At 65.8% G+C, this 22,689-nt stretch carries 23 protein-coding genes; 13 read left to right on the forward strand and 10 right to left on the reverse strand.

All coding sequences use genetic code 11. The features are described 5' to 3' along the window. Position 1: 1 nt before the first annotated feature. The gene (locus tag AAFP30_RS22830; RefSeq protein WP_419232314.1) at positions 2-1,081 is read right to left on the reverse strand and encodes a diacylglycerol kinase; all 1,080 of its coding nucleotides are present in this window, start codon (positions 1,079-1,081) and stop codon (positions 2-4) included. 140 nt (positions 1,082-1,221) lie between these two features. On the opposite strand from AAFP30_RS22830, the gene AAFP30_RS22835 reads away from it, so the two are divergent. Continuing rightward, positions 1,222-1,743, forward strand: coding sequence for a glucose-6-phosphate dehydrogenase (locus tag AAFP30_RS22835; protein ID WP_419232315.1), 522 nt, complete (start codon positions 1,222-1,224; stop codon positions 1,741-1,743). Between the two features lie 132 nt (positions 1,744-1,875). Then, positions 1,876-2,742 carry a glycerophosphodiester phosphodiesterase gene (locus AAFP30_RS22840; RefSeq protein ID WP_419232316.1) on the forward strand — a complete coding sequence of 289 codons (867 nt, stop codon included), beginning with the start codon at positions 1,876-1,878 and terminating at the stop codon, positions 2,740-2,742. 80 nt (positions 2,743-2,822) lie between these two features. On the opposite strand, the gene purL is transcribed toward AAFP30_RS22840, so the two are convergent. Next, positions 2,823-5,111: a phosphoribosylformylglycinamidine synthase subunit PurL gene (purL, locus tag AAFP30_RS22845; protein WP_419232317.1), complete on the reverse strand. Its 2,289-nt coding sequence runs from the start codon at positions 5,109-5,111 to the stop codon at positions 2,823-2,825. Between the two features lie 91 nt (positions 5,112-5,202). On the opposite strand from purL, the gene AAFP30_RS22850 reads away from it, so the two are divergent. Continuing rightward, the gene (locus AAFP30_RS22850; protein ID WP_419232318.1) at positions 5,203-5,727 is read left to right on the forward strand and encodes a GAF domain-containing protein; all 525 of its coding nucleotides are present in this window, start codon (positions 5,203-5,205) and stop codon (positions 5,725-5,727) included. On the opposite strand, the gene AAFP30_RS22855 is transcribed toward AAFP30_RS22850, so the two are convergent. From AAFP30_RS22855 to cysD, 3 genes are read right to left on the reverse strand one after another with little or no spacing between them, the layout of a single operon-like run. Beyond that, positions 5,708-6,484, reverse strand: a complete 777-nt coding sequence (locus AAFP30_RS22855) for a 3'(2'),5'-bisphosphate nucleotidase CysQ (protein WP_419232319.1) — start codon at positions 6,482-6,484, stop codon at positions 5,708-5,710. The two genes, AAFP30_RS22850 and AAFP30_RS22855, sit on opposite strands and share 20 nt — an antisense overlap. A 15-nt stretch (positions 6,485-6,499) precedes the next feature. Continuing rightward, a complete protein-coding gene (gene cysC / locus AAFP30_RS22860) occupies positions 6,500-8,338 on the reverse strand; it encodes an adenylyl-sulfate kinase (protein WP_419232320.1) in 1,839 nt (612 codons plus the stop codon). Further along, the gene (cysD, locus tag AAFP30_RS22865) at positions 8,338-9,276 is read right to left on the reverse strand and encodes a sulfate adenylyltransferase subunit CysD (RefSeq protein WP_419232321.1); all 939 of its coding nucleotides are present in this window, start codon (positions 9,274-9,276) and stop codon (positions 8,338-8,340) included. The genes cysC and cysD overlap by 1 nt, the downstream gene beginning before the upstream one ends. A 50-nt stretch (positions 9,277-9,326) precedes the next feature. Between cysD and AAFP30_RS22870 the strand changes: the two genes are divergently transcribed. From AAFP30_RS22870 to AAFP30_RS22910, 9 genes are all read left to right on the forward strand, one after another. Beyond that, positions 9,327-10,253, forward strand: a complete 927-nt coding sequence (locus tag AAFP30_RS22870; protein WP_419232322.1) for an IclR family transcriptional regulator — start codon at positions 9,327-9,329, stop codon at positions 10,251-10,253. Between the two features lie 317 nt (positions 10,254-10,570). Further along, entirely contained in the window at positions 10,571-10,870 is a 300-nt protein-coding gene (locus tag AAFP30_RS22875) for a hypothetical protein (protein WP_419232323.1), read from the forward strand. A gap of 34 nt (positions 10,871-10,904) precedes the next feature. Further along, positions 10,905-11,372 (forward strand): hypothetical protein, encoded by a 468-nt coding sequence (locus AAFP30_RS22880; protein ID WP_419232324.1) that lies wholly within the window; start codon positions 10,905-10,907, stop codon positions 11,370-11,372. 60 nt (positions 11,373-11,432) lie between these two features. Then, positions 11,433-11,924 carry a hypothetical protein gene (locus AAFP30_RS22885; protein WP_419232325.1) on the forward strand — a complete coding sequence of 164 codons (492 nt, stop codon included), beginning with the start codon at positions 11,433-11,435 and terminating at the stop codon, positions 11,922-11,924. A gap of 74 nt (positions 11,925-11,998) precedes the next feature. Then, on the forward strand, positions 11,999-12,913 hold the full coding sequence (locus AAFP30_RS22890; protein ID WP_419232326.1) for an enoyl-CoA hydratase: 915 nt from the start codon (positions 11,999-12,001) through the stop codon (positions 12,911-12,913). A 1-nt stretch (position 12,914) separates the two neighbouring features. Beyond that, positions 12,915-14,081: an acyl-CoA dehydrogenase family protein gene (locus tag AAFP30_RS22895; RefSeq protein WP_419232327.1), complete on the forward strand. Its 1,167-nt coding sequence runs from the start codon at positions 12,915-12,917 to the stop codon at positions 14,079-14,081. 4 nt (positions 14,082-14,085) lie between these two features. Continuing rightward, complete coding sequence (locus tag AAFP30_RS22900; protein WP_419232328.1) at positions 14,086-15,051, forward strand: acyl-CoA dehydrogenase family protein; 966 nt, start codon at positions 14,086-14,088, stop codon at positions 15,049-15,051. Continuing rightward, positions 15,048-16,145, forward strand: a complete 1,098-nt coding sequence (locus AAFP30_RS22905; RefSeq protein WP_419232329.1) for an acyl-CoA dehydrogenase family protein — start codon at positions 15,048-15,050, stop codon at positions 16,143-16,145. The genes AAFP30_RS22900 and AAFP30_RS22905 overlap by 4 nt, the downstream gene beginning before the upstream one ends. Positions 16,146-16,420: 275 nt before the next feature. Beyond that, positions 16,421-16,813 carry a hypothetical protein gene (locus AAFP30_RS22910; protein ID WP_419232330.1) on the forward strand — a complete coding sequence of 131 codons (393 nt, stop codon included), beginning with the start codon at positions 16,421-16,423 and terminating at the stop codon, positions 16,811-16,813. Here AAFP30_RS22910 and AAFP30_RS22915 read toward each other — a convergent pair. Next, positions 16,804-17,457 (reverse strand): TMEM175 family protein, encoded by a 654-nt coding sequence (locus tag AAFP30_RS22915; RefSeq protein WP_419232331.1) that lies wholly within the window; start codon positions 17,455-17,457, stop codon positions 16,804-16,806. The two genes, AAFP30_RS22910 and AAFP30_RS22915, sit on opposite strands and share 10 nt — an antisense overlap. 72 nt (positions 17,458-17,529) lie before the next feature. On the opposite strand from AAFP30_RS22915, the gene AAFP30_RS22920 reads away from it, so the two are divergent. Next, the gene (locus tag AAFP30_RS22920) at positions 17,530-18,960 is read left to right on the forward strand and encodes a wax ester/triacylglycerol synthase domain-containing protein (RefSeq protein ID WP_419232332.1); all 1,431 of its coding nucleotides are present in this window, start codon (positions 17,530-17,532) and stop codon (positions 18,958-18,960) included. On the opposite strand, the gene AAFP30_RS22925 is transcribed toward AAFP30_RS22920, so the two are convergent. From AAFP30_RS22925 to hsaB, 4 genes are read right to left on the reverse strand one after another with little or no spacing between them, the layout of a single operon-like run. Beyond that, on the reverse strand, positions 18,950-20,131 hold the full coding sequence (locus AAFP30_RS22925; protein ID WP_419232333.1) for a sulfotransferase family protein: 1,182 nt from the start codon (positions 20,129-20,131) through the stop codon (positions 18,950-18,952). The genes AAFP30_RS22920 and AAFP30_RS22925 overlap by 11 nt on opposite strands. Continuing rightward, positions 20,124-20,912, reverse strand: a complete 789-nt coding sequence (locus tag AAFP30_RS22930) for an SDR family oxidoreductase (RefSeq protein WP_419232334.1) — start codon at positions 20,910-20,912, stop codon at positions 20,124-20,126. The genes AAFP30_RS22925 and AAFP30_RS22930 overlap by 8 nt, the downstream gene beginning before the upstream one ends. After that, positions 20,909-22,120 (reverse strand): hypothetical protein, encoded by a 1,212-nt coding sequence (locus tag AAFP30_RS22935; RefSeq protein ID WP_419232335.1) that lies wholly within the window; start codon positions 22,118-22,120, stop codon positions 20,909-20,911. The genes AAFP30_RS22930 and AAFP30_RS22935 overlap by 4 nt, the downstream gene beginning before the upstream one ends. After that, positions 22,117-22,689 (reverse strand): 3-hydroxy-9,10-secoandrosta-1,3,5(10)-triene-9,17-dione monooxygenase reductase subunit, encoded by a 573-nt coding sequence (hsaB, locus tag AAFP30_RS22940; protein ID WP_419232336.1) that lies wholly within the window; start codon positions 22,687-22,689, stop codon positions 22,117-22,119. The genes AAFP30_RS22935 and hsaB overlap by 4 nt, the downstream gene beginning before the upstream one ends.

Here is a 22,689-nt window from a genome sequence, read left to right on the forward strand (position 1 = left end):
ACTACGAACCCGCCACCAACCCCCGCCCACTCACCGACGGAAGATCCAGCGCGGTCACCAACCCCGGCTTCGCATCCACCACGGCCGCAACCGAATTCACCAGTCGCATGGCGGTGACGATCATGCCGGAGACATTGTGGTCACCGTGCTCGCCGTGGTGTCCGAACTCGACGGTCATCGCCGGTTCACCGGTGACGAGAATGCGATAGCACCCGTCCCCTTCGGCGGGTTTCGGCCAGTCCGGGCACTGGTCGGGATGGGTGCGCGTGTAGTGCTCGAGCACCACCCGGTCGACGCCGTCGACCTGCCCGACCACCTCGAAATGCAGTGCGGCCATGGTGCCTTCGGGGATCTCGACGGAGACCGTGGAGTAGTCGCGGTCGGCGGCGACCCGGTCGAAGCGTTCCACCAGCGGTTCGTCGAGGGTGATATCGAGACCGGCGGCGATCTGTCGCACCACACTGCCCCAGCCCATTGCGAGGACACCCGGATAGAGCAGGATCGGGGTCTGATCCATCGATTGACCGAAGCCGAAGATGCTTGTCATCACGACGGGCTGGTAGTAGGTCGAGTAGTCGGCGATCTCCAGGCACCGCACCTCGTCGATCCGCTGCGAAAGGCTCGTCATCGCCAGCGGCAGAACATCATTGGCAAATCCCGGGTCGATACCGTTGACGTGCAGGCTGGCGTTGCCGGTACGTCCGGCGGCCGCGATCCGGTCGAGTAACGGTTGGTCGAGAATACCGAGCGGGTACTGCAGCACCACCGGCCCACTGGAGACGACATTGATCCCCGCCTCGACGAAGCCGATGAGATCGTCGATCGCCTCGAAGATCCGGTCGTCGGTCATGGCGGTGTGCACGATGCAGTCCGGCCGCAGCGCGAGCAGCGCATCACGGTCATTGGTGGCGACGACGCCCAGTTCCCGCCCGAGACCGGCCAGCTCCCCGGCATCCTTGCCCACCTTGGCCGGGTCGGACACCCACACCCCGACGAGTTCCAGATCGGGCCGGGCATCGATCCCGGCGATGGCGTGCCTACCTACGGTTCCGGTCGACCACTCGACCACACGAAGAGTCATACCCCCAAACTAGAACATGTTTCAGTTTGGGGTCCAGTGTTTGTTTCGTTCATTCTCCCGAGTCGTCATGCGCGGCGGCGTAACGTCGGAGGCACCCTCAACCGGGCCGTACCTGATTCCCACGGACGGAGGCGTGTGCCATGAGTGACGAGCAGGCAGCGGGTGGTGATCCCCTGTTGGACTTCGTAAACGAGGTCCTACAAGGACATTTCGGTCCCGACTACTCCTCCGCCACGGGCATCGACCGCGCGGACGTCGACATGTTGCTCACCGACGACACCCGACGCCGGGTCGAGGAAGCCCGCGACGCCGCCGTCGAGTGGGGCCGCACCGAGATCGACGGCGAGGTCATGATCGCCGCGGACCGGCTGGTGATCACGTCCCACGGACTCGTGTACGCCGCCGGCATGACCTCACCCGGAGCGGACCGCTCGCTCTACTACCTCGCCACTCCGGTCGAGTTGTTCGAACCGCTCGTCGGTCACGTCGACACCCTCTCCCTCCGGCTGTCGTCGGTGGCAGCCGTCGACGATCGATTCGGGCATGAACTCGATTACCCGTGGCCGCTCGACACAAATCTGCGCCACCTCCTCGACGAGCACGAGGCATTGCATCTCGATCTCTCCGACCACGTCACCGCACCTCATCTGGGTGATCGCTGACGACCGTCGGGCCAAGAGAGTCGGCGACGTTTCCCGACGACCCCACCCGAACCCGGTGATGGTCACCATGGCGATCCATCGCCCCACCGAGAAACGTCTGTTGTTCACCGAATCCACGTAACGTCACCTCCGATGCCGCACGAATCCGAACTCAGCCTCACCTCTCCCACGCTGCCGCCCGTGGCGATCGAGCACGAGGGCCACAGGACCCTGATCAAGTGGCATCGGGCGCGGCGGCGAGCCGACGATCCAGCGTTCACCGCGACCCGCATCACCGAGGGCATGCGTGTCGGCGCCAGCGTGGAGATCGACCTCGTCATCCACGCCGACCGTGGTTTCGCCGTGCTGCACGACCGCGAGGTCGAGCACGCCACCACCGGCTCCGGCAACATCGCCACACTCGGCGCCGATCAGGTGCGCTCACTGTTCCTCAGGACCAACGACGGGTCGGTCCTCCCCGAGCGAGTGCTCCTCCTCGAAGACCTCGCCGACATCCTCGACGACGTGCAGATCGACCCGAATGCCCTGCTGCAGTTGGATTTCAAGGAGACCAGCCAAGATCTCGACGACGCCGCGATCGACACCTTCCGCCGCGCGGTCACCCCGTTCGCGCGCAACGCGATCCTGTCCTGCGGCGACGCCGAGGCTGTGCGACTCCTGACCGAACCGGTCCCCGGCATCCGCGTCGGCTACGACCCCTGCCACCGCGGGGCCGTCGATCGGGTGCTGCGCTCACACCGTTTCGACGACTTCATCGAGACCGCGGTTGAGGCGTCACCGCACGCCGAGATGGTCTACCTCGAACGTCGCCTCATCCTCGCCGCCGACGACCGCGGCGTCGACCTCATCGACGCCTTCCACGAGCGCGGCCGCACCGTCGACGCCTACACGATCTACGCCGTCGACGACTCGTCGATACCCGACGTGCGACGACTCCTCGACTTGCGCGTTGATCAGATCACCACCGACGATCCGGAAGGGATTATCAGCGCGGTCTGACATCAGCCACAAGTCTGGGCACTGCATACGTGCACAGTGCACACGAGCAGTGCGGAGACTTGTGGCTCATGCAGGGAGTCTCAGCCGAACAACCCCGGCAACGTCCCTTCGTGCGCCGTCCGCAGCTCGGAGAGGCTGACCTCGAACTGATCCTGCACGCTGACCGAATCGCTGCCCTGATCGACGACGCCGATCCGCGTCCACGGCATGCCGCGCGCATCGAGCATCGAAGAGAACCGCGACTCCTCGGTCCGCGGCACCGCCACCAGCGCGCGTCCCGACGACTCGGAGAACAGCCACACGAACGGATCGGCATCCTCGGGAAGCAGGATGCGACAACCGGTTTCGCCGGCCAATGCGGATTCGACGACCGCCTGCCACAGCCCGCCCTCGGACAGGTCGTGAGCAGCCGAGGCCAACCCGTCGCGTGATGCGGCGACCATGATCTCGCCGAGCAGCCGCTCGCGTTCGAGGTCGACGGCCGGCGGGACACCACCGAGGTGGTCGTGGGCGACCTGCGACCAGATCGATCCGTCGAACTCGTCCAGGGTCGCGCCGACCAAGATCAGCGTCTCACCGGGCTCGGTGCCGAAGCCCGTGGGGATGCGACGATGCACGTCGTCGATCACGCCGAGCACACCGACGACCGGCGTCGGCAGGATGGCCGTCGAGCCGGTCTGGTTGTAGAAGCTGACGTTGCCGCCGGTGACCGGGATGCCAAGCTGCGCGCAGCCGTCGGCGAGTCCGCGGACGGCCTGCTGGAACTGCCACATCACCGCGGGGTCCTCGGGCGACCCGAAGTTCAGGCAGTTCGTGACGGCCTTTGGCGCGGCACCGGAGACGACGACGTTGCGGTAGGCCTCGGCGAGCGCCAGCTGCGCTCCACGGTACGGATCCAGGTACGTATATCGACCGGAGGCGTCGGTGGCCAGTGCGATACCGCGACCGGAGCTTTCGTCGATGCGGACCATGCCGGAATCGGCATGCTCGGCGAGCACCGTATTGCCGCGCACATAGCGGTCGTACTGCTCGGTGATGAACTTGCGGCTGCACAGCGCGGGCGACGCGATCATCGTCAGCGCGGTCTCGCGCAGTTCGGCCGAGGTGGTCGGACGTTTCAGCGTCTCCGTGGTCGACTCGGTGACGCGGTCCTGCCACTCCGGGCGCGCGACCGGACGCTCGTAGACGGGCCCGTCGTGTGCGACAGTGCGCGGCGGCACGTCGACGACGATCTCCCCGTCCCAGGTGATGACGAGATGATCACCGTCGGTGACCTCACCGATGACGGTCGCGAGCACATCCCACTTCTTGCAGACCTCGAGAAAGGCATCGACGTTCTCCGGTGTGACGACCGCGCACATGCGTTCCTGCGACTCGCTGGAGAGCACCTCGGCCGGGGTCATGCCCTCCGCGCGCATCGGCACCTTCTCCAGGTCGATGTGCATGCCGCCGTCGCCCGCGGCCGCGAGCTCGGAGGTGGCACACGAGAGCCCGGCGCCGCCGAGATCCTGGATGCCGACGACCAGTCCGGCGTGGTAGAGCTCGAGGCAGCACTCGATGAGCACCTTCTCGGTGAACGGGTCACCGACCTGCACACTCGGCAGCTTCTTCCGGTTCGGACCAGAATTTTCGCCGTCGTCGTCGAAGGTCTCGGACGCGAGCACCGACACGCCGCCGATGCCGTCGAGTCCGGTGCGCGCTCCGAACAGGATGATCTTGTTGCCTGCACCCGACGCGAACGCGAGGTGCAGATCCTCGGTGCGCAGCACGCCTGCGCACAGTGCGTTGACCAGCGGATTTCCCGCGTAGCTGGCGTCGAAGACGGTTTCCCCGCCGACGTTGGGCAGACCGAGCGAGTTGCCGTAGCCGCCCACACCGCGGACCACGCCGTCGACGACGCGTCGGGTGTCGGGGGCGTCGGCCTGCCCGAAGCGCAGCTGATCCATCACCGCGATCGGGCGTGCACCCATGGCCATGATGTCGCGGACGATGCCGCCGACGCCGGTGGCCGCACCCTGATAGGGCTCGACGTAGCTCGGGTGGTTGTGCGATTCGACCTTGAAGGTGACCGCCCAGCCGTCGCCGATGTCGACGACGCCGGCGTTCTCGCCGATGCCGGCCAGCATGCTGGCCCGCATCTCCTCGGTGGTCGTCTCCCCGAAGTAGCGCAGATGCACCTTCGACGACTTGTAACTGCAGTGCTCGGACCACATGACCGAGTACATGGCGAGTTCCGCATCGGTCGGTCGACGACCCAGGATCTCGCGGATCCGGGCGTACTCGTCGTCCTTGAGACCGAGCTCGCGGAACGGTTGGGGTTGATCGGGGCTGCCGGCTGCTGCTGAAACGGTATCCACCTGCGCACTCACTCTCGACAGTGTACGGTGACCCGCCGGGACGCGCGGACTCGCCGTGAGCGCAAGGCGTGCCCCGACCGATGCGCGACTCTATCCTCGGGCGATGAGCTTCGAGATACCTGCACTCACCGGACCTGTCCCGGAACAGCATGCCGCGTTGCTCGAATCCGCCCGCGCCCTCGCCGGCGACGAAACCAGCTACATCGCCACTGCGGCAAACCTGTCGGCCCTGGTGTATCACGCACTTCCGCAGCTGAATTGGGTCGGATTCTATTTCGCTCACGGTGACGAGCTGGTGGTCGGGCCATTCCAGGGAAAACCGGCGTGCATCCGCATCCCGTTCGGACGAGGGGTTTGCGGGACTGCCGCGGCCACACGGACCATCCAGCGCGTTGCCGACGTTCACGCCGTACCCGATCACATCGCCTGTGATCCCGACAGCCGCTCTGAGCTGGTCATCCCGATGTCGGTGGGCAAACAGACAGTGGGGGTCTTCGATCTCGACAGCCCGGTGCCCGACCGGTTCACCGAAGCCGACGAGGAACTGATGAGTGAGATCGGTCTCCTGGTCCTCGAGCGCATGCCGGGCAGATACCTGACCCCGGAAATCAGGCGTAGGCGGCGGTGACCCCGATCACGGCATCGCGGATTTCGGGTCGGCAGATGACCAGATCCGGCATGTAGGTGTTGTCGCGGTTGTACACCAGTTCCGACCCGTCGATCCGACCACACCACAGCCCCTTGGCCTGCGTCACCGCCACGGGCGCCGCGGAATCCCACTCGTATTGTCCGCCGGCGTGGACATACGCGTCGGCTTCGCCGCGGACGACGGCCATGGCTTTGGCGCCGGCCGAGCCCATCTGCAGCACCTCGCCGCCGATGGCGTCGGCGACAGCTTGCGAAAACTCCGGTGGCCGTGAGGCACTCACCACGACGCGCGGGCGATCCCCCTTTGGACCGGCGGCGAGTCCGTCGACCGGGGTGACCGGCTCGGGACTGTCGACGTAGGTCACCCCGAGTGCGGGCAGCGCGACTGCTCCGACGATCAGCCCGTCGGCCGCCGACCACAGCGCGACGTGAACCGCCCAGTCGGCGTGACCGTCGGTGCCGTATTCCCGTGTGCCGTCGACGGGGTCGATGATCCACACCCGCTCGGCGGTGAGCCGGGATTTGTCGTCGGTCGATTCCTCGGACAGGACTGCGTCGTCGGGTCGTTCCTCTGCGAGGCGGGCGAGGATGAAGTCGTTGGACCGCTGATCGCCGGCGTTACCGAGCTCCTTGCCCGCCAGTCCGCTGGTGGCGCGCACGTCGAGGAGCAGTTCTCCTGCGGCCGTGGCCAGTTCACCGGCCAGGATTCGATCGGCGGCACTATCGTGGGTCGACACTGGTTGATGTCTCCTCTAGAGTCCCAGGTTGCGAATGATCGATTCGGCCACCTCGATCGGCGAGCCGTCGGTGGGCGATACGACGATGTCGGGGTGCTGCGGCCGCTCGTATGGTGAGTCTATGCCGGTGAACTGGCTGATCTCACCGCGACGCGCCTTGGCGTAGAGGCCCTTCGGGTCACGTTCCTCACACATCTCCAAGGGTGTGTCGATGAAGATCTCGTAGAACGGAAGTCCTTGCTGGGCATGGATTTCCCGGGCACGTTGCCGTTCATCGGCGAACGGGCTGATCAACGAGATGATCGCGACCGCGCCGGCATCGGCGAACAACGCCGCGACCTCGCTGGTGCGGCGGATGTTTTCGCGGCGGTCGTCGTCGCTGAATCCGAGGTCGGAGTTCAGCCCGTGGCGCAGGTTGTCGCCGTCCATCAGATACGCCGGGCGCCCCTCGGCGACCAGTCGACGTTCGAGTTCGGTTGCCAACGAGGACTTTCCGGAGCCCGACAGCCCGGTCAGCCAGATCGTCGCCCCTCGATGTGTGCGGTGTTCGCGCGAGACCTTGGTGGTCTGCCACACGACGTGACTGTCGTTGCTGACCGGCGCGGTGATCATGCCCGCCCCGACGGTCTTGTTGGTGGCCTCGTCGATCAGGATGAAGCTGCCGGTCTCCCGGTTCTTCCGATACGAGTCGAACATCAGCGGCGTCTGCGTATGCAACGCCACCCGCGCGATCTCGTTGAGCGACAACGCGGTTGCCGACTCATCCCGATGCAGCGTGTTGACATCCAGACGGTAGTTGAGGCCACTGATCTGCACCCGAGTTGCCCTGGTCCCGCACATCATCTGATAGCGGTTCCCCGGGCTGAGTTCGGTGTCGTCGGAGAACCAGCACACCATCGCGTCGATGTCGCGCGCGACGTAGGGCCGATTGTTGGGCCGGGCAAGCATGTCGCCGCGGACGATGTCGATCTCGTCCGCGAGTTCCATCGACACAGCCATCGACGCGAACGCCTCGTCGACCTTGGCGCCACCCGGACCCCAGATCTCGGTGATGGTAGTGCTGAAACCACCTGGCAGCACCACGATTTCGTCACCACGCGCGAATACTCCACCGGCGACGGTACCGGCATAGGCGCGGTGATCGTTGCCGTCGCTGCGCTGCGGTCTGATCACGTACTGCACCGGCATCCGGGCGTCGATGAGGTTGCGGTCCGACGCGATGTAGACATTCTCGAGATGACTGAGCAGCGGACGCCCCTCGTACCACGGCATTTTCGCCGACTGGTCGACGACGTTGTCGCCGGTCAGCGCCGACAGCGGGATGAAGGTCAGGTCGGTGACATTGAGTTTCGCGGCGAACGCCACGAACTCCTCGCAGATATCGTCGAACCGCTCCTGCGACCAGTCGACGAGATCCATCTTGTTGACACAGATCGTCAAGTGCGGGATACCCAGCAGCGACGACAGAAAGGCATGTCGCCGAGTCTGTTCCAGCACACCCTTGCGGGCATCGATGAGGATGATGGCCAGATCCGCCGTCGACGCCCCGGTCACCATGTTGCGCGTGTACTGCACATGGCCCGGCGTGTCGGCGATGATGAACTTGCGTTTGGGCGTCGAAAAGTACCGGTAGGCAACATCAATCGTGATGCCCTGTTCCCGCTCGGCACGCAGGCCGTCGGTCAACAACGCCAGATTGGCGTAGTCGTCACCACGTTCGGCGCTGGTGCGTTCGATCGACTCGAGCTGGTCGGTGAAGATCGACTTCGAGTCGAACAGCAATCGTCCGATGAGCGTGGACTTTCCGTCGTCGACCGATCCCGCGGTGGCCAGCCGTAACAGTTCGGTCTGCATCAGAAATAGCCCTCTTTCTTCCGATCTTCCATACCCGCCTCCGAGATCCGGTCATCGGCACGTGTCGCACCCCGCTCGGTCACCCGCGTGACCTCGATCTCCTCGATCACCTTCTCGATGGTGTCGGCGTCGCTGCGCACACACCCGGTGCAGGTCGCATCACCGACGGTGCGGAACCGCACCCGCTCGGTCACCGACTCTTCTCCCGGAAAGGTCTCCAGGAACCGTGTTGTCGCCAACAGCATGCCGTCGCGCGGAATCACCTCACGGTCGTGGGCGTAGTAGATCGGTGGCAGGTCGATACCTTCGGCGCCGATGTACTGCCAGATGTCGAGCTCGGTCCAGTTGCTCAGCGGGAACACCCGGATGTGCTCCCCCTTGTGGTGCCGGCCGTTGTAGAGGTGCCACAACTCCGGGCGCTGCGCCCGCGGGTCCCAGGCACCGAACTCGTCCCGAAAGCTGAACACCCGTTCCTTGGCGCGGGCCTTCTCCTCGTCACGACGCGCGCCGCCGAACACCGCGTCGAAGCGGTTCTCGGTGATCCCCCGCAGCAACGCGGTGGTCTGTAACCGGTTGCGGCTCGCCCCCGGCCCGGTGTCCTCGACGACCCGGCCGGCGTCGATGTCGTCCTGCACCGAACTCACCACCAACCGCACCCCGATCTGCTCGACCACCCGGTCGCGATAGTCGATCACCTCGTCGAAGTTGTGGCCGGTATCGACATGCATCAGCGGGAACGGCACCGGCGCCGGCCAGAACGCCTTGCGCGCCAGGTGGAACATGACCACCGAATCCTTGCCGCCGGAGAACAACAGCACCGGGCGTTCGAAGGTGGCCGCGACCTCCCGGATGATGTGTACCGACTCGGCCTCCAGCGCGGCGAGATGAGTCAGCTCGTAGCGATGATGCGCCCGCTCGTGGGTCGTCGTGCTGGCCACAGTGGCAATCTCCTTGACATGTCGACTATTCGACACTCAGTATCGATTATGTGACACAAACCGTAGGTGACTCCGCGGACGGCCGTCAACCGGCAGCACGTCCGGCATCGCCGCCGACGGCGCGTGTGATCAGCATTATCGAACTTCTCGGCCGATCGAGCACGACCAATCGCCCCGACGCGCCGAACCTCGCCGAGATCGTGCGGTCGACGGGCCTGTCGCGGGCGACCGCGCACGCCATCATGGGCGAACTCGTCGACCACGGCTGGGCGATCCGCGACCCCGCCGACGGCACCTTCTCGATCGGGCCTGCATTCGTGACGCTCGCCCGCACCACCGTCGACGCCGATCACCTCACCCGATGGGCGCGACCGGCCATCCACGACCTCGCCGCCCGCATCGGCGCACCGGTCTTCGTCGCGCGGCGCACCACCCCTGACACCGTCACCATCACCGACCGCACCGGCCCCGACGACGACACCGCCTGGTTCACCATCGGGCAGACACTGCGCCTGCGGCCGCCGATCTGCCGCGAGTTCATCACCGGCGCATCAGCCGCCGACCGCGCCGCGTGGATCGCGTCCGCACCGGCGTCCGTGCGGACCCGACTGGACCTCGTGCTCACTGCGGTCGCCAACCGCGGCTACTCCGTCGAACGGATGACCGACGAGCACCTCACGATGCTCGACGCCCTACCGGCCCTGTCCTCGGCATCCGACCAACTCCGGTCCCGGGTCGGCGACCTGCTCGCCGAGCTCACCCGCATCGACTATCTGCCCGACGAACTCACCGGCGACGTCGCGGCTGTGACCGTCGGTGCGCCGGTGGTCAATCCCGGAGGCCAGGTCGTCGCATCAATCGTGGCCTGCCCCAACGCAACAATGCCCGCCGACGACCTCCGCGCCCTGGGCACCGCGACACGGATGGCCGCCGACGCCGTCTCGAGAGCACTCACGCCCGCCCGTCAGTCGAACTGACGACACCCTGATAACGGCGCCGTCACAATTACTTTCGCTTAGCGAAAGAGTGTTAACGACCGCCGGAGAAAGTACGAAATGCCGGATACGGTCCGACTCGTACGTCGATCCGAGAAACACCGCGCACCACGAGGAGATCAGCATGGCCCGAACGACTCGTCCCCGCCGACTCACCGCCGCTCTTGTGGCCATCGGCGGAGCCGCCGGCCTCGCCCTGTCCGCCGGTACCGGCGTGGTCAGCGGACAAGAGCTATCCGCTGTCCGGCTGCTTCGGCCTGAGTCCGAACATCGTCGACCTGCCGTACAACCCTCCCGGCGTGACGGTCGGCCGCTACGGCGGATTCACCACCGTCTACACCGGGTACAACAGCCTGTGGCTCGGTATCGGCTACGACTCGGCCGCCCGCTTCGACTGGCACAACCTGAACACCGGCAAACGCGGCGTCCAGTTCTCCAACACCGCCACCCGGCCGCCGAACGCCGGCACGCACGGCTTCTCGATCCCGGATCGGACGATCGGCAACGGCCGCGTCCAGATCACGTTGAGCACCTTCAACCGTAACGCGCTCTGGGCGATCCCGGCCCAGACCTGCAGCACGACCATCACCCTGCCCTGAACTATCCCGCCAGTTGAGTCAACAAGGAGACCGCATGCACAGCAAGACAGTTCGAGCGGCTACGGCCTGTGTGACGGCCGCCGCCGGCACCCTCGCCCTCATCACCATGGGCACCGGAACCGCATCAGCCGAGACGGCGGTCCCGCTCGAAAGATGTTGGGGTATCAGCCCGAACATCATCGATCAGCCGTACAGCACAGCCCGATTGTTCGTGAGTCCGACCGGCCGCGGCCAGGTGACCGCAGCCGTCCGCGACATCTCCAGCTTCTGGATCCCCACCGGCGGCTACCAGTCCACCGGACGACTCGACTGGCACAACCTGTCCAACGGACGCAAGGGAACCGCAATCAACACCGCACCCATCGGCCTCTACGTCGGAGGCCCCACCTTCCGACTCAACACCGGACCGGGCACGGTGCGGGTCACCCTGAGCGCGGTCAACCGCAATGCGCTGTGGTCGATCCCGACGACCTCGTGCAGCGGAACGATGCGCGTCGGCTGACACCGACTCACCGGCATTCCATCTCGACGATCACCCACCACCCATGAACAGGAGATCAACATGTCCGGCCACCGCTCGATTCGACGACACCTCATCGGCCTGACCGCCGCCACCGCGATCGCCGCCGGCACCCTCGCCGCCGCGACCGCGGGGACGGCCGGAGCCGCACCGACCGGCGATCGCGTCTACCCGCTCAGCAGTTGCTTCGGACTGAGCCCGAACATCGTCGACACCCCATACAACCCGACCCGCGCGATGGTGTCGCAGTACGACGGCACCACCTACATCGCCACCGAATACAGCAGCCTGTGGCTAGGCGTCGGGTACAGCTCGTCGGCCCGACTGAACTGGCACAACCTCCGCACCAACAAGCGCGGCACCATCGTGTCCAACACCTCCGTGAAGCCGCCGTACAGCGGCATCCACTACTTCACCGCGCCGACGCGGACGATCGGACCCGGCCCGGTGCGGGTCACGCTGAGTTCGGTCAACCGCAACGCCTTGTGGGCCATTCCGGCGCAGACCTGCAGCGCGACGATCTCCGTTCCCTGACTTCGAGCCGGCACCGTCCGGCCACCGGGACGCCCCCACTACCAACCAAGCACTTGCTAGGTTAGGCTCGTGGCATGAGTGACGCCGTCATCCCGCCCCCGCTCGGTCTCGACGACCTCGGACCCGACTCGACGCCGGTCGCCTACGAGACCGGTGGCCCCGACGGTGCCGTCGCGTACGTGACGCTGAACCGTCCCGAGTACCGCAACGCGCAGAACTCGGTGATGACCTATTCTCTCGACGCCGCATTCCGCAAGGCCGTCGACGACGCCTCGGTGAAGGTGATCGTGCTGCGCGCCAACGGCAAGCATTTCTCCGCAGGCCACGACATCGGCACGCCCGAGCGCGACTTCGACACCTACTACGAGAACACCGCCACCCTGCACTGGGATCACACCGACAAGTCGGGCGGAGATCAGCGTCTGGCGCGCGAGATCGAGGTGTATCTGGGCATGTGCCGGCGGTGGCGCGACATGCCCAAACCGGTGATCGCGCAGGTCCACGGCGCTTGCATCGCGGGCGGGCTGATGCTCGCGTGGATCTGCGATTTCATCGTCGCCTCTGACGACGCCTTCTTCTCCGATCCGGTGGCGCGCATGGGTATTCCGGGTGTCGAGTACTTCGCGCACGCCTTCGTGCTGGGTCCGCGGCGGGCCAAGGAGATCCTGTTCACCGGGGAGCGGTTCACCGCGACGCAGGCCGCGGACTGGGGCATGGTCAATCACGTGGTGCCGCGGGATGAGTTGGCCGGCAAGGTCGATGAGATCGCCGCCAAGATGGTCGAGATGCCGATGCAGGGACTGTTCCTCTCCAAGAAGGCGGTCAACATCTGCGAGGAACAGATGGGTCTGCACAACTCGATGGATTCGGTGTTCGGCTGGCACCACTACGCCCATTCGGCCAATGCCGAAGCGTCCGGCGGGGATTCGCTGGGCGGGATGAATGCGAAGTCCATGAAAGCCAGCTCGAGCAACGGTTCGGGGAGCTGACGTGGACTTGTTTTTCGACGACGCCGCCGAGTCGTTCCGGACGGAGGTGCGCTCCTGGTTGGCCGATCATGTTCCGGCCGAGCCCCTTCCGTCGATGGACACCGCCGAGGGCTTCGAGGCGCACCGCGAGTGGGAACGCACGATGGCCGCCGATCGCATGTCGGTGGTCAGCTGGCCCGAGGAATTCGGCGGGCGCGACGTGCCGCTGCTGCACTGGGTGATCTTCGAGGAGGAGTACTACCGCTCCGGCGCGCCCGGCCGCGTCAGCCAGAACGGCATCTTCCTGCTCGCACCAACACTTTTCGAGCATGCGAATCCGGAGCAGTTGGCCCGGATCATGCCGCGGATGGCCCACGCCGACGACATCTGGGGACAGGCCTGGAGCGAGCCGGAGGCCGGCAGCGACCTCGCATCGTTGCGGTCCACCGCAACCCGCACCGACGGCGGATGGGTGCTCAACGGACAGAAGACCTGGAGTTCCCGATCGAGCTTCGCGGACTGGGGATTCGGCCTGTTCCGCTCCGACAAGGACGCCCAGCGTCACAAGGGCATCACCTATTTCATGTTCGACCTGCGCAGCCCCGGGGTCACGGTGCGTCCCATCGCCCAGCTCGACGGCGAGGCCGGCTTCGCCGAACTTTTCTTGGAGAACGTGTTCGTTCCCGACGATCCCGCCAACCCGGGCGAGTCCGGGGTCATCGGCGAGGTCAACAACGGCTGGAAGGTCGCGATGAGCACCGCGGCAAACGAACGCGGACTCTCGCTGCGCTCCCCCGGCCGCTTCCTCGCGACCACCGACCGCCTCGTCGACCTGTGGCAGCGCACCCGCGACGCGGTGCCGTCGACCGCGAACACCGATGCGCGCGTGGCGGATGCGTGGATCGGCGCCCGCGCCTACGAATTGTCGACGTATCAGACGGTGAGCCGGCTCGCCGCCGGCGGCCAGCTCGGCATGGAGTCGTCGATCAACAAGGTGTTCTGGTCGCAGTGGGACATCGCCGCCCATGAAACCGCCCTCGACCTTCAAGGTGTCGACGCCGAGCTTGACGACGCTTGGATGGACGGCTATCTCTTCTCCCTGTCCGGCCCGATCTATGCCGGCACCAACGAGATTCAGCGCAACGTGATCGCGGAACGCCTCCTCGGCCTGCCGCGTGGGGACCGGTGACACAATGGACTTCCTTCTCTCCGACATCCACGACGACCTCGCGTCGACGGTGGACGCCCAACTGACCAAGGCCGACATCCCCGCCCGGGCCCGCGCCTGGGCGACAGGTGACCGTACTGCGGTCACCGAAGTCTTTGCCGCTCTGGCCGAGACGGGCGTGAACGGCCTCCTCATCGACGAGTCGGCGGGCGGAAGTTCGGCCGGCGCGACCGAGTTGGTGGTCGCGATGGAGCAGATCGGCCGCCACGCGCTGCCCGGACCGGTGGTCGAGAGTATCGCTGTGCTGCCGGTGCTGTTCCGTACCGCGAACATCACCGGCGAACGGGTCAGCGCACTGGCCGAAGGTACGTTCGCGACCTGCGCGGTCCCGCCACTTGCACCGCTCGCCCCGCTTGCGGACACCGCCTACCTGGTGCACGACGGCGTATTGTCGGTGGCCACCGCCGGTAGCCCGGTCGCGACGGTCGACCCGACCCGCACTGTCTGTGAGCTCTCCGCGGAGTCCACCCTCGCCGAGAATGTCGACACCGCTGACGCCGCCGACATCGGAACCCTTGCCACCGCAGCCCAATTGCTGGGACTGGCCGGCGCCATGCTGACCATGGCCGCCGAGTACGCACAGGCACGCAAGCAGTTCGGGCGCGCCATCGGCTCGTTCCAGGCGGTCAAGCATCATCTCGCTGACGTCGCGATCGCGGTGGAGATGGCCCGGCCACTCGTCCTCGGCGCCGCACTGGGCATCGACGGCCTGGTCCCCGAGGACACTGATGTGCGGCGCGACGTCGCCGCAGCCAAAGTGGCTGCCGGCGACGCCGCGTATCTGGCATCGCGTCGCGCGCTGCAGGTGCTCGGCGCGATCGGTTATACGTCGGAGCACGATCTGTCCTTGTACCTCACCAAGACTCGCGCCCTGCGGTCGACGTGGGGCACCCCGGCCGTGCTGCGGCAACGAGTTCTGGAGTCCCTGTGACCAGCGATGTGGTGGCCGCACCGGCGGTGATCTCCGCAGAGGAACGTGACGCCCTCGCCGAAGCGATTCGGGATCTGGTGCGCCGCAAGGGCGATTCGGCGGCGGCCCGCACGGCTATGGGCCAGACTCCGCGCATCGATCGCAGCCTGTGGACCACGTTGTGCACCGAGATCGGCGTGGCGGCACTACCGATTCCCGAGGATCTCGGCGGCGCGGGCGCCACTTTCGCCGAAACCGCCGCGGTCCTCGAGGAACTCGGCACCGCGGTGACCCCGGTCCCGGTCTTTGCCACCGCACTCGCCACCGCCGCACTGCTTCTCGCCGACGACCCCGACACCGCCGGGTATCTGTCGGACATCGCCGCAGGCGAACGCATCGCGACCGTCTGTTGGGCGGGCACCAGCGGATGGGATCGACCCGGCGTCCACGCCGACGCCGGACTCCTCAGCGGGACTGCCGAATACGTCGTCGACGGCGAGTCGGCCGACCTGCTCGTGGTGCTGGCCGCCAGTGGCGACACCATCACCCTGCACGTCACCGAGGTGACCGCCGACGGCATCACCGTCACCCCGCTCCCCGTCATGGACCCGAGCCGACCGTTGGCCCGCATCGAATTCGACGACACCCCCGCGCTCAGCATCGCCTCGGGCGCCGATCTACCGCGTCGACTGCGGTCCTACGCCTGGGCGCTACTGGCCGCCGAACAGGTCGGCGGCGCGGCCGCGGCCCTCGAGTTGACGGTCGAGTACACCAAGTCCCGCAAGCAGTTCGGCCGCATCATCGGGTCATTTCAGGCGCTCAAGCACCGCATGGCCGACATGTACATGCTGGTGGAGACATCCCGGTCGATCGCACGCGCCGCAATCACCGCCTTGGTCACCGACGCAGCAAACGCCGACGACCTCGCCGCCGCCGCCCACGTCTACTGCTCGGAGTCCTTCGCCTCCGTCGCTGGCGAGGCGATCCAGTTGCACGGCGGTATCGGAATCACCGCCGAACACGACATCGGACTCTATTTCAAACGCGCCCATGGAAGTTCGCAGTTGTTCGGCCAACCCCACGACGTTGTCGCTGAGCTCAGCGCCAAGCGCTGAGCAGGCGCACCTTCCGCCGGTCTTTCCGCTGGTCGAGTAAGGGAGGAGCTTGCGACGACCGCCCCTTTTCGCTGGTCGAGTAAGGGAGGAGCTTGCGACGACCGCATCGAGACCGACGCGCACATGATCTCGATGCACTCGGAAAATGTTCCCGACCGTCCCAAAATACCTACGGATAGTTCTGCCCATTGCCTCCTACCACCACGTTCGAAAAACTCCTTCACGTGCGGCGCCGAACCTGACGCCGATCACGCCACACACGAAGGAGTACATCAATGACCACGACGCTCACACGTGTCGCCCTGGGCGCGAGCAGTGTCGCGATCGGCCTGGGTTTGTTCACCGCAGGTGCCGGTCCGGCAAGCGCCCAGACCCCTGCCTGTGCACCGGGTTGGCAGCGCATGGCCGGCGCCGATACCGTCCACAAGTCGGCGACGATTTGCCGTCAATGGCACACCGGCACACTGACCTATGTCGGCTACGACAAGTTCAACCATTCGACGACCCGAGTGCCCGTCACCAAGGTTGTGCGCACCGCGGGACATCCGCGCCACTTCTCCTACAGCGGCACCGACCGGTCGGGCACCACCTTCCGTGTGGACGACCGCATCGCGATCGCCATCGTGGGCCGCGACGGCACACTGAAGTTCTACGAACGTCAACGCTGATCTCGACTCGAGCCAGCCTCGCTGCGCCACCCGAATCGCGTCAGCATCCCCTCAATTGGCCCGGATAGTAAGAGCAGGAAGAGGGGCCAAACCCCCGAGTCCGGCACCACGATCGCCACGATCAGTGCAATCACCAGGGCCACCGCGGTCCCGACGCCGTGTCTGCGCTGCAGCCATGCCTCCACGTCGGGGGCGTCCTCCAGCAGTTCGCGATGTCGCGATCCCCACCAGGTCATGGCGATCTCCGTCAGGATCGACACCGCGAGGACCCCGATGTACAGGACGTTCGCGCGCTCTACGCGGTCGCCGGCGATCAATGCGGTTGCGAACGGCAACAGCACGATCGTCAGCAACCACACGAAGTTGAGGTTGACGAACACGGGGTCGTAGGAATTGAAGTACTCGCCGATCCGATGATGATTGCGCCACAGCACCCAGATCACGACGAAGCTGATGAGGAAGCTGATTATCGCCGATTGGTGATCGGCGAGCACCTGCCACACCGTGGTGGGCTCGTCGAGGTCACCGGCAATCTCGGCCAGCGGCAACACCAAGAGCGTCAACGCGATCGCCACCACCGCGTCGGAGAACGCCATCAGCCGACGAAAACCCTCTTCCGACCGCCGCTCCGGATCTGTGCTCATGCTCCGAACAGTAGCGCCTCCCCGCGTCCGAAACCGGCTCACGAGCGCCTGCGGTGCTGCACAATCACACACATGACGAACGATCCACGGATGGGCTCGTTCGATGCGGTCATGTTCGGCATCGAGGGCGACCCGCTGCTGCGCTCGGTCATCACGTTCATGGTGCTCCTCGACCGGGAACCCGACCCGGATGTCGTTCGCGATCGTGCCGAACGCATGTCACGCATGTACCCCAAGCTCCGGCAACGCGCCGTCGGCAATCCATTCTCCATCGCGCCGCCACGCTGGGAAACCGATCCGAACTTCGACTTCGACTACCACATCCGGTGGCGGCGACTTCCCCAGCAGCGGTGCGCGCTCGACGGCGTCCTCGACTACGCCGAACGCATGAGTGAGCAGGACTTCGATCGGTCACGACCGTTGTGGGAGGTCGCTGTGCTCACCGACCTCGACGCCGGCGTCGGCGACGAATCCGTCCGAGCGGCCATGCTGATGAAGATCCATCACGCCATCACCGACGGCATGGGCGGCATGGAGATGGGCGCGGTGATGTTCGATCTCACCCGCGAGCCCGCAGATCTGGGGCCGATGCCGAAGGCGCCCACACCGCACCCGGCGAACCTGCTCAGCCGGCTCCGCCAAGCCACCCGATTCGAGGCCGGTCAGGTCGCCGGTGAAGTCGCCACCGCCGGCGGTTATGCCCTCACCGCGGTCAAGGACCTCGCGACCAACCCGATCGGATCGGTCACCGCGGCAGGCACCTTCACCGTGTCGGCGGCACGGATGCTCGCGCCGCAGGGCGAGCCACTGTCCCCGGTGATGACCGGTCGGTCCCTGTCGGTGGAGTTCACCATTGCCACAGCACCACTCGCCGACCTGAAGGCGGCCGCCCAGGCCACCGGGACGTCGATCAACGACGTGTTCGTCGGCGCGGTGGTCGGCGGACTGCGCGACTACCATCGCCTGCGCGGTGCTGACGTGACTGCGTTGCGCGTCAACATGCCTATCAGCGTCCGCACCGAAACCGACGAGCCTGGCGGAAATCGGTGGGTGCCTGCCCGATTCGTGATCCCCACCGGCACCGACGACCCTCGCGATCGCGTTCGCGAACTGCATCCCGTACTGCAACGCGCACAACAGGATCCGGCGCTACGGATGTCGAGCATCGTGTATCGGCTACTGACCGTACTGCCGGGGCCGGTCACTACCATGACAGCGGGTGCGCTGATGAAGGGCGTCGACGTGGCGGCCACCAACGTGCCCGGCCCGCCCATCGAGGTCTATCTGGCCGGCGCGAGGGTGATCATGATGGTGCCGTTCGCCCCGAAGTCGGGTGCAGCGGTGAATATTGCGCTGATGTCGTATGCCGGGCACGTATTCCTCGGCATCAACAGCGATCCCGCGGCGATCACGTCGGCACCAGAACTCACCGCGTGCATCGACGAGGCATTGCGTGAGGTGGCAGCGCTCGGCGGCGACGCCACCCCAATGATCACCGTCTGAACGCCTCGGTCACCATCGTCTCGGTGAGCCCGTAGTCCTCGAGCCGGTACTGGTGTTGCGGTTTCCGTGCACCGGAGCGACTTTCGGCGTCAAGCGCCTCCATCGCCACCCGGCCCGGTTGCGACAGTTCGACGTCCAGCGCCGCATACACCCGTTCGACGGTGCCGAACGGATCGGAGCGCAGATCGTCGAAGTCGATGTCGAGGAACTGTGCGGAATTGTATTTCCTTCGCGCGGACTCGAACTCGCGCAGTCCTCGCGACCACAGTTCGAGTTGGGTCTCGCCGATCTTGTCTCCCACGAAGGTGTTCGACCAGCCCGGTGTCGCGTGTTCGGCGAGACTGCACATCGAGGCGATGATCGTCTCCGGCGGGCGGTGCGTCTGGATGACCAGCGCGTCCGGGTAGGCGGCCATCAGCGCATCGAGGGCGAACATGTGGCTGGGATTCTTCAGCACCCACCGCTTCTCGGGATCGTGGAGACCGATCAGCTGGAGGTTGCGTCGATGCCGGACGTAGGCCGGCGTCCAATCCTGTTGCGCGAGCCACCGCGAGTACGTCGGTAGATAGGCCAGCGACTCGTACGAAATCGACATCACGTTCTGCCGCAACAGTTGCCAGCACTCCTCCACCTCCCCCGCCTCGAGGTAGTGCAGCCCCATGAACTCGGGATTGTCGACGTGATGTTTCTCGAGCCCGGCGTTGATCTGCTGGTATACCGGGTTCGACTCCCACGTCTGCCGCCCCGGTCGGGGCTGCGGGAACTCCGCCAGCCACATCTCCAGACCCTGATGCCCCGGGTCTGCCGACAGAAGTCGGTGCAGCGCTGTCGTTCCGGTGCGGGGCAACCCGGTGACGAAGACCGGCCGGCTGATCGGCACCTCGGCGTACGACGGATTCGCCGCCCACGACGCCTCCGACAGCAGCCGCGCGATCAGCGCACCCTTGAGGAAGAAGCGGAACATCTTGCTGCCGAGTTCGGTCAAGTCCGCGTCCTGGCGGTAGGACTCGAGGAGCACCTCGAGCGCCTCCCGATACTCGGTGACGTCACCGAAGTCGTCGAGTCCGGTTGCCCGAGTAGCCGACTCGTGCAGATCGTCGAACGTACCAACGTTGATTCTGGGCCCGCTCGCTGCGCTCCCGGCGCCCGGTATACGTGCCGCACTAGTCATGGTATTCACCGCAGTTCACGTCCAACGTGTGCCCGGTGATGGCGCTGGCCATCGGCGAGGCCAGGAATACGACGGCTTCGGCAATCTCGTCGGGTTCGGGTAGGCGCTTGAGGTCCGAGCGGCTCGCGGTTTGTTCATACACCTGCTCGGGGGTGATGCCGTACTTCTTGGCGACCTCACCGAAGTACCACTTCAGCTGGTCATCCCAGATGTAGCCCGGCGCCACCGTATTGACGCGGATTCCCTTGTCGCCCAGCTCGGTCGCCAATGTCTGCGACATCGCCAGCATCGCCGACTTGGCCAACTTATAGCTGCCGTAACGTGGTTCGGAGTGCCGGATGACCATCGAGTTGATGTTCACGATCGCCCCATCGGATTTGGCGAGCGGGTCGGTGAATGCCTTGATGACACGCAAGGTGCCGAGCACGGTGAGATCCAGGCTGGCGGTGATCTGGTCGAAGTCGGTGCGCGCCAACGGCTTCATCGACGGGAGCGCGAACGCATTGTTCACCAGCACATCGGCGCGCCCGAACTCGTCCATCGTCGCGGCCACCAGGGCGTCGACGGCCCGCGGGTCGGTGATGTCGGTCGGCACCACCACCGACGTCCCACCCGATGCGTCGATCTCGGCGGCAACCTCTTTCAAGCGTGATTCGGTGCGGGCGGCGAGCACCACCCGCGCACCGGCCGCGGCCGCCCGCAGGCAGATCGATCGGCCGAGTCCTGGCCCCACCCCTGACACCACGACGACCTTGTCGCGCAGCAGACCAGTATCGGTCATCCCAACATCCTCTCTGCGAAGCCGCGCTGCCGCGTCGCGATGCGCTCCGCCCAGCCGACTTCGTCGATCCGATTGTGTTCCAGATACGGCAGATGCGCAGGCACATCGTCGATGTCGATCACCGCAGCGCTCGGCCCGGCGCTCGGCAGGATCGGCTCGTCTACCCGCTGCCACCGGAACTGCAGAATCCCGCGGGTGCGGCCGGTGGTCTCGATCCAGTTGGCGATCCCGGGATTGCGTCGCGACACCACCATCCGGATCATGCCGTCCGGATCAGCCTGCGCCTGAGACGAGTTCAGACTCGTCTGATGATTCACGTAGTCCAGCGAGATGTACCACATGCTGCCGAGCTGGAATCCCTGATACGGCACGTCCGACTTCGGCACCGTGATCACCATCGCCTCGGTGTCGGCGAGGCGGAAATGCCCCACCGACGAGTACTGCGTGGCGAGTCCGCCGGGCGTCAATCGCGGTGCGGTGAACGTGTTCACCGGTTCGTCGAGGTAAAACCATTTGGGAAAGTTGAACCAGGTGTTGATGCGCGACGTCAGCATCTTGCCCGCCGTGGAGTACCGCCGGACAACCCGCGCCAGATCAGGTTCCGCCGGTGCGGTACCCGCCGTATCAACACGTTCGATGGACAGCGTCCCCCGGTGCTCAGCCCAATCGCTGTACACCTCCCGCACCGACAGCATCGAGGCTCCCTCGGCCAGGACGAAGTAGTCGTCACGGTCGGTATCGATGGGCGGCCCGAAGGTGATCTCGAAGTCCCCGTTCTCATCGATCGGGATCCGTCGGTCGTCGAACGCGTCATCGCCGCCCGGCACCGACGTCGGCGTGTACTCCCCGGCGAGTACCTGGAAACTGAGATCGGTTGTGCTGCCCCGGTGTCCCCGCACGACGTAGGTTCCGGTCGGTTCCAGGTCCGCGTGGAAGTACAGCGTGTCCGGATTGTCGAGGCCCATCTTCGTCGACGGCCCGGTCGACGTGATGAAGTTGGGATGCGACTTCTGGCGAGATCGAACGAGTTGCACGATCGCCGCGATACTGCCGGCGAGATAGTCGTACCCCTCGGCAAGATCCTGCTCCGACTCAACGAATTCCGCTGACGCAACGAGCTTCTCGGCTTCAGCGATGGCGTCGGTCAGCGGTTTGGTGACGTCGGCGGGGCGTTGCACCACAGCCTCGTCGACAGATGCGGTGCTCATAGCCAGGTGTCCCCTCCAGTCCACGTGAGAAAGTTCTCCAACTCCGCCTGCGCGGGCGTGACCCGCGGATGCTCGGTCGACAGATAACCACCGCGATAGAACAGCAATGGCTTGTCCTGCAACACATCTCCGAGCGTAACCGCTCGCCCGATGACTATGTGATGATCGCCACCGTCGGTGACGCGTTCGATATCGCACTCCACCCAGGTGAGCGCATGCCGAATAACCGGGAGACCGGCCGGGGACGGATCCCAGATGACGTTGCGGAACTTGTCGTCGCCGGGGGCGCCGAACGCCGCGCTGACATCCTGCTGCCGGTTGGACAGCACGTTGACGCAGAACTTGCCGGTCTGCTCGATCACCTTCCAACTGCGTGACGTCTTCTGCGGACAGAAGAGCACCAACGGCGGGTCCAGCGAAAGCGCCGCAAACGACTGGCAGGCAAAGCCCACCGGCGCTCCCTCCGGGTCGAGAGTGGTGATCACGGTGACACCGGTGCAGAACTGCCCCATGGCCGTGCGGAACTGCCGGGGATCGAAGTCTGCCGAACCGTAGGGAGTCCGGGTCAT

Source organism: Gordonia sp. CPCC 205515 (assembly GCF_048537925.1).
Lineage (GTDB): Bacteria > Actinomycetota > Actinomycetes > Mycobacteriales > Mycobacteriaceae > Gordonia.